Genomic DNA, 596 nt, shown 5'->3' with positions numbered 1-596 from the left:
CGTTTATACCCATAGTAAGGGTGCTGACGATGAATAGATAAAATATGTTCTTTATGCCACATATCCCTTTTCTGACGTAAACGCTGCACGTTATGATATTTCCGCCATTTATAGTAGCCAGCCTTAGAAACTTCCGCGATTTGAAGCAACCATCGGAGTGGATAGGCTTGGCGTAATGAATCGATAAGAGAAAATCGTTCTTTCTTTAGGACCATTCCTTCCCGTGTAGATTTGGATTGCGCTTTTTTAAATACTCAACCTGTGCCTTCAAATAAGCATTTTCTTCTTCTAGACTATTAAAATTCTTTCGATTCCAGACACCACGTTGATCATCAAAGGACTCCCCCTGTTGCGCACGTTTTACCCACTCAATAATCTGGGCATCGCTCTTCACACCGAGTTGTTCACGAATTTCTCGCAATGATTTTCTCTCTTCTAAACGAAGACGAACTGCTTCTCGCTTTAGTTCTTCTGTATATTTTTGAAATGATTGTCCTTTTCTTGCCATAAAAAAATCCCCTCCAGATAAAACAGTATTGAGTCCATCATATCAGATGGACTCTTTTTTTACTGTCTACCTATAGGGGATAATACCA

The 596-nt window shown here is 39.4% G+C and carries 1 pseudogene; it reads right to left on the bottom strand.

From position 1 onward, the window contains the following. Nucleotides 1-508 (bottom strand): annotated as a pseudogene (locus tag ACS2QP_RS27375) (IS3-like element ISBth8 family transposase); the annotation flags it as partial. Between the last annotated feature and the right edge of the window lie 88 nt (nucleotides 509-596).

This window comes from Bacillus cereus group sp. Bce019, from assembly GCF_051781745.1.
Lineage (GTDB): Bacteria > Bacillota > Bacilli > Bacillales > Bacillaceae_G > Bacillus_A > Bacillus_A cereus.
This window is presented reverse-complemented; position numbering and strand designations above follow the sequence as displayed.